The 3334-nt window shown below is 32.1% G+C and carries 4 pseudogenes; 2 read left to right on the forward strand and 2 right to left on the reverse strand.

The features are described 5' to 3' along the window. Positions 1–2 precede the first annotated feature (2 nt). Positions 3–651, forward strand: a pseudogene (locus BXU11_RS17245) (ABC transporter ATP-binding protein). Here BXU11_RS17245 and BXU11_RS17250 read toward each other — a convergent pair. Beyond that, positions 648–1216, reverse strand: a pseudogene (locus tag BXU11_RS17250) (pentapeptide repeat-containing protein). The pseudogenes BXU11_RS17245 and BXU11_RS17250 overlap by 4 nt on opposite strands. An 898-nt stretch (positions 1217–2114) precedes the next feature. Between BXU11_RS17250 and BXU11_RS17255 the strand changes: the two are divergent. Beyond that, positions 2115–2681, forward strand: a pseudogene (locus tag BXU11_RS17255) (pentapeptide repeat-containing protein). Here BXU11_RS17255 and BXU11_RS17260 read toward each other — a convergent pair. Continuing rightward, positions 2678–3332: pseudogene (locus tag BXU11_RS17260) on the reverse strand (ABC transporter ATP-binding protein). The pseudogenes BXU11_RS17255 and BXU11_RS17260 overlap by 4 nt on opposite strands. Between the last annotated feature and the right edge of the window lie 2 nt (positions 3333–3334).

Here is a 3334-nt window from a genome sequence, read left to right on the forward strand (position 1 = left end):
GATTGAGTAAATATTTTTATGATCCTGTAAAATTTCAAGTGTTGAAGGAAATCGATATGAGTATTAATCATGGCGAGTTTGTTTCGATTGTAGGTAAATCAGGCTGTGGAAAATCAACGTTGTTGTATTTGCTCTCGACTATGGATACAGATTATGATGGACAATTGTTTGTGAATAATGAATTGATTACGGGAAAATCAGATAAAGAATTGGCTTTGATTCGCAATGAAAAAATCGCTTTGTTTTTCAATTTCATTATTTGCTCAATGAATATAATGTGCTGAAAAACGTAATGCTTCCGGGATTGAAATTGGCTAAATTTTCTGAAAAAGAAGTGGAACATCGTGCAATGGAGCATCTGAAAACATTAGATATGCACGAACATGCTTTGAAGTTGCCTAATCAATTGAGCGGTGGACAAAAACAGAGGTAGCTATAGCGAGAGCGTTAATCAATGATCCTTTAATCATTATGGGAGATGAACCTACAGGAAATTTAGATAAAAAAAACAGCGACCTAGTGTTTGATATTTTTAAGCAATTGACCCATGAGCAGAAACAGACGCTATTGATTGTAACGCATGATAATGATTTTGCAGAGCGTTCAGATAGAACAATAACTATGCAAGACGGTCGAATAATAAAAAGTTAATCTACCACAATCTCGTGTTTATAAAGTAAGCCTTTTACTTCGTTGAGACTGAAAGTTGCCTTTTTGAGTTTGGTTTTGGAAGGGTCTATAGTAAAATTATAGCTTGTTTTGAAGTTCGCTTTGTTGGCAATAGCTTTGTCAAATTCGGCGCGGTACAAGTCGCAATTATCAAAATACTTTCGGTTAAGTCAGTTGCCATAAAATCTACCGCAATTAAACTACAATTCATAAAAGTGGTTCCTTTTAGTTTTAAAGTATAAAACTTTGAAAAGTCTAATACACAATTTTGAAAATGTACTTCAAAAATTAATTTATTGCACATTGCAAAATTAACCTCTCTGATTTGACAATGATCAAAAGTAACGGTTCGTAATGCCACGTGATTGATGTGTGCTCCATTAAAATTACACTTTGTAAACACACAATCAATAAATGTAACATCCATAAAATTACAAGCCGTAAAATCACAATTTTCAAACGTGCAACATTCGAATTCATTATGGTTTAATTCGTCTCTGTTATAAATGTTTTTTTGGTAATGTTGGTCTAGATTGTAGTTTGGCATGCACAAAGGAAGTGTTTTAAAGTAAAAAACGCAATTATCAAGAGACAATTGCGTTTTGTTAGTAATATCTTCGGGAGAAATCTCTATAAATTTATAAGCTTATAATTGATTGGCGTAAAACATATAGAGTCAGTTTTTCATTGGCTTTATAATTTTGCCTTGGCTTTTTGTGGAAAAATAGTATAAAGTCAATTATTCTATGCCAATAAATTCATACTATATATTTTCCATAATGTCTCTTGGTTAATCAAAAAGTCTTACACGTTTAATTTCTTGACATAGCTATCCGAAAGTCTAAAATAAAAAATGCCTGAGAATCCGTATTTTTGATTTTGCGAAACAAATAATACTTTATGGGACTCTTCAGGCGAAACAAAAATATCAAAAAACCAGTTATTCGACAAATTGGTCGTAGTCTTGTATTTACTACAGCTTTGTCGGAACTGTGTTTTTTAGCACAGATTCAAGCATCATCGTAGGAACAAGGTACATAATTTGTCGAATAACTGGTTTTTTGATATTTTTGTTTCGCCTGAAGAGTCCATAAAGTATTATTTGTTTCGCAAAATCAAAAATACGGGATTCTCAGGCATTTTTTATTTTAGACTTTCGGATAGCTATGTCAAGAAATTAAACGTGTAAGACTTTTTGATTAACCAAGAGACATTATGGAAAATATATAGTATGAATTTATTGGCATAGAATAATTGACTTTATACTATTTTTCCACAAAAAGCCAAGGCAAAATTATAAAGCCAATGAAAAACTGACTCTATATGTTTTACGCCAATCAATTATAAGCTTATAAATTTATAGAGATTTCTCCGAAGATATTACTAACAAAACGCAATTGTCTCTTGATAATTGCGTTTTTTACTTTAAAACACTTCCTTTGTGCATGCCAAACTACAATCTAGACCAACATTACCAAAAAAACATTTATAACAGAGACGAATTAAACCATAATGAATTCGAATGTTGCACGTTTGAAAATTGTGATTTTACGGCTTGTAATTTTATGGATGTTACATTTATTGATTGTGTGTTTACAAAGTGTAATTTTAATGGAGCACACATCAATCACGTGGCATTACGAACCGTTACTTTTGATCATTGTCAAATCAGAGAGGTTAATTTTGCAATGTGCAATAAATTAATTTTTGAAGTACATTTTCAAATTGTGTATTAGACTTTTCAAAGTTTTATACTTTAAAACTAAAAGGAACCACTTTTATGAATTGTAGTTTAATTGCGGTAGATTTTATGGCAACTGACTTAACCGAAAGTATTTTGATAATTGCGACTTGTACCGCGCGAATTTGACAAAGCTATTGCCAACAAAGCGAACTTCAAAACAAGCTATAATTTTACTATAGACCCTTCCAAAACCAAACTCAAAAAGGCAACTTTCAGTCTCAACGAAGTAAAAGGCTTACTTTATAAACACGAGATTGTGGTAGATTAACTTTTTATTATTCGACCGTCTTGCATAGTTATTGTTCTATCTGAACGCTCTGCAAAATCATTATCATGCGTTACAATCAATAGCGTCTGTTTCTGCTCATGGTCAATTGCTTAAAAATATCAAACACTAGGTCGCTGTTTTTTTTATCTAAATTTCCTGTAGGTTCATCTCCCATAATGATTAAAGGATCATTGATTAACGCTCTCGCTATAGCTACCCTCTGTTTTTGTCCACCGCTCAATTGATTAGGCAACTTCAAAGCATGTTCGTGCATATCTAATGTTTTCAGATGCTCCATTGCACGATGTTCCACTTCTTTTTCAGAAAATTTAGCCAATTTCAATCCGGAAGCATTACGTTTTTCAGCACATTATATTCATTGAGCAAATAATGAAATTGAAAAACAAAGCCGATTTTTTCATTGCGAATCAAAGCCAATTCTTTATCTGATTTTCCCGTAATCAATTCATTATTCACAAACAATTGTCCATCATAATCTGTATCCATAGTCGAGAGCAAATACAACAACGTTGATTTTCCACAGCCTGATTTACCTACAATCGAAACAAACTCGCCATGATTAATACTCATATCGATTTCCTTCAACACTTGAAATTTTACAGGATCATAAAAATATTTACTCAATCCGATAG

This window comes from Flavobacterium sp. LM5, assembly GCF_002017945.1.
GTDB classification, from domain to species: domain Bacteria; phylum Bacteroidota; class Bacteroidia; order Flavobacteriales; family Flavobacteriaceae; genus Flavobacterium; species Flavobacterium succinicans.